Genomic DNA, 3,090 nt, shown 5'->3' with positions numbered 1-3,090 from the left:
GCCGATAATCCAACTAATGATACCGGCAGCCATGAGCCAGGCCGGCAGAGATCCATCATTAGTGCTTTGCGTCATTAAAAACGTGCCGCTGAGCAGCAGCGTAGCGCCAATGCTGAACAAAAAACGGGACTGGATTTGCCGCACTTGATGAACCTGCATTCCCACTGACAGGCGATCGACACTTTTCTGCAACAAGCGATGCTGCTTGAAACCGTCATAGACGAGTTCGGGCAATTCGGGCAATTTCTCCGCCCAATAAGGAATCTTCTCCTTCAGCGCGCGCAGAATAGCCGGCAGACCGACCTGATCCTTGATCCAATCTTCCAGAAAGGGCTTGGCCGTTTTCCATAAATCCAACTGGGGATAAAGCTGCCGCCCGACACCTTCAATGTACAGCAGCGTTTTTTGCAGCAAAACCAGCTGCGGTTGCACTTCCATATTAAACCGCCGCGCGGTGTTAAAGAGATTCAGCAGTACGTGACCAAATGAGATCTCCGCCAGTGGCTTTTCAAAAATAGGCTCACAGACGGTGCGAATAGCGAACTCGAAATCTTCGACATTGGTGTCCGGCGGCACCCATCCGGAGTCCACGTGCAGCTCCGCCACTTTGCGATAATCGCGGTTGAAAAAGGCGACAAAATTTTCCGCTAGATAGCGCTTATCTTCTTTGTTCAGCGACCCAACAATACCACAGTCTATACCGATATACTGGGGATTCTCCGGATGTTCAAAACTGACAAAAATGTTGCCCGGATGCATATCGCCGTGGAAAAAACTATCACGAAAAACCTGGGTAAAAAAGACCTTGACCCCGCGCTCCGCCAGGAGCTTCATGTTGGTGCCTTGCTTCTCCAGTGCTACCACATCGTTGACCGGCACGCCATAGATGCGCTCCATCACCATCATGGTTTCGCTGCAATAATCTGGATAAACCTCCGGAATATAGAGCATCGGACTACCTTCGAAATTACGTCGTAGCTGGATGGTATTGGCCGCCTCGCGCAGCAGATTAAGCTCATCGAGCAACGTCTTTTCATATTCCAGAACGACCTCCACCGGCCGCAACCGCCGGCCGTCCGGCAGTAAACGCGGCACCCAACTGGCCAGCCGGTACATTAGCTGCATATCTGCCTTAATCATAGGCAGAATATCCGGGCGGATTACCTTGATTACTACCTCTTTGCCGTTTTTCAGTCGTGCGGCATGCACTTGCGCGATGGAGGCGGAAGCCAGAGGCTCCTGCTGAAAATCGTCGAACCAGTTTTCTAGCGGCTGCCCCATCGAGCGTTCGATATGCGCGCGAGCGAGGGCGCCGTCAAAAGGTTGCACCCTGTCTTGCAGCATCGCCAACTGATCGGCGATGGCTGGCGTGAACAGATCGCGGCGGGTCGAGAGCAGTTGACCGAACTTAATCCATACCGGTCCCAACTCCTGTAACGCCAGACGTAAACGTTCGCCCAGAATGCGCTGCTCATGGTTGTTCGGCATCCAGAGCAGCAAATTGCGTCCCAGCCGCAGTGGCAGCGTCAAACGCGTTTTCGGTATAAGCTCGTCCAGTCCGTAACTGAGCATGACGCGAATAATCAGATAGAGGCGGCGGATCTCTCCGAATATCATCTTCTAGCCTCCAATTTATCCAAGCGAGCCGCCAGATTTTCACAGGCCCGGGTGACATCATCTACTTCGCCGCAAAACCACGCTAGTTCCAATGCCGAAGGTACCAGGCGCCATTCGTCGGTAATCGCCTGTGTCACCCGACCATAGCCGGTGCGAAAAAGTCGCTGCGCCTCGGTCAGTCGGCACGCTACCGCTTGGGTAGCGCCTTCAGCGGCAATATCGCCGACCAAGGGCGCCAGCAGCTCTGCCGCGTCGAATTCAGCCATATACAGCAGCTCCGCGAACTGCTGTAAGCACTGCGGATCGCCTTCCACCTCAAGAAAGCCCAGCTTGATAAGCTGCGTCAGCCTCTGGCGTTCCAGCAGCGCCGGCAGTATGGCAAGGCGGGTGATCACCGTGCAATCCGCAGCGTCCTCCCACGTATTAAGCACATATACCTGGCGCTCGCCGAATACCAGAATAATTGGCGTCTCCCATTCGGCCAATTCAAACCGAAAAACTTTATCTTTCAAACTATTAATGGCTGAAGACATGGCGAGATCTTGATAAAGCAATCGTTTAAGCACGGCTTCTAGTGTTACGCTTATCAGCGGCATCAGCAACAAAATGTTATATCCCGATCAGAATTTATAACCGCGGTGCAGGGCCACGATGCCACCGGTCATATTGAAATATTCGGCGCTGTCGAACCCAGCTTCCAGCATCATCGACTTCAGCGTTTCTTGATCTGGATGCATACGGATTGACTCCGCCAGATAGCGATAGCTATCAGCATCGCGGGCCACTATCTCACCGATGCACGGCAGAATGTGGAAGGAATAAAGATCATAAGCTTTGTTCAGCGGCTTAAAGCACGGGGTAGAAAACTCGAGGATCAGCAGTCGCCCACCGGGTTTCAGCACACGGTACATCGACTTCAGCGCCTGCTCTTTTTCGGTCACGTTACGCAGGCCAAACGAAATGGTGATGCAGTCGAAGGTATCGTCCGCGAACGGCAGCGCCTCCGCGTTGGCCTGGACATAGCTGACGTTGCCCAGAATCCCGCGGTTGCACAGTTTCTCTCGCCCCACCTTTAGCATAGAGTCGTTGATATCCGCCAGCACCACTTCTCCTTCTTCACCCACCAACCGCGAAAATTTTGCGGTCAGATCGCCGGTGCCGCCCGCCAGATCCAGAACCTTTTGCCCGCGACGCACGCCGCTGTACTGGATAGCGAAACGTTTCCAAATGCGGTGAATGCCGAAGGACATCAGATCATTCATGAGATCGTATTTAGCCGCGACGGAGTGAAAGACATCCGCTACCATTAACGCTTTCTGATCCTTCGCAACGGTGTGGAAACCAAAATGGGTTGTTTCACACTTGTCTTTATCTGCCATGTTCGTCGTCCTGCTCAATCAGTTTCCAGAGAAGTGTAATAGATGTGTGGTGAACACCCCACCGCGGCGCGTCACTACTCCCTCAGCGGACACT

At 53.3% G+C, this 3,090-nt stretch carries 3 protein-coding genes; all 3 read right to left on the bottom strand.

The window, feature by feature from the left end:
- Positions 1 to 1,617: ubiquinone biosynthesis regulatory protein kinase UbiB (gene ubiB / locus BG74_RS03225; RefSeq protein WP_066596590.1), on the bottom strand; the 1,617-nt coding region annotated here is incomplete at its 3' end.
- Positions 1,614 to 2,213 (bottom strand): ubiquinone biosynthesis accessory factor UbiJ, encoded by a 600-nt coding sequence (locus tag BG74_RS03220; RefSeq protein WP_244267216.1) that lies wholly within the window; start codon positions 2,211 to 2,213, stop codon positions 1,614 to 1,616. The genes ubiB and BG74_RS03220, both read right to left, overlap by 4 nt.
- A gap of 24 nt (positions 2,214 to 2,237) precedes the next feature.
- Positions 2,238 to 2,996: a bifunctional demethylmenaquinone methyltransferase/2-methoxy-6-polyprenyl-1,4-benzoquinol methylase UbiE gene (gene ubiE / locus BG74_RS03215; RefSeq protein WP_066596577.1), complete on the bottom strand. Its 759-nt coding sequence runs from the start codon at positions 2,994 to 2,996 to the stop codon at positions 2,238 to 2,240.
- Positions 2,997 to 3,090: the final 94 nt, after the last annotated feature.

Origin of the sequence: Sodalis-like endosymbiont of Proechinophthirus fluctus, from assembly GCF_001602625.1 — a bacterium.
Classification (GTDB): domain Bacteria; phylum Pseudomonadota; class Gammaproteobacteria; order Enterobacterales; family Enterobacteriaceae.
The sequence above is the reverse complement of the archived record's forward strand: the minus strand, read 5'-3'. Positions and strand labels throughout refer to the sequence as shown.

What these genes read in the sequence shown, in the direction of transcription:
- BG74_RS03220 (WP_244267216.1), bottom strand. Translation starts at nt 2,213, where the DNA reads ATGCCGCTGATAAGCGTAACACTAGAAGCCGTGCTTAAACGATTGCTT.
- ubiE (WP_066596577.1), bottom strand. Translation starts at nt 2,996, where the DNA reads ATGGCAGATAAAGACAAGTGTGAAACAACCCATTTTGGTTTCCACACC.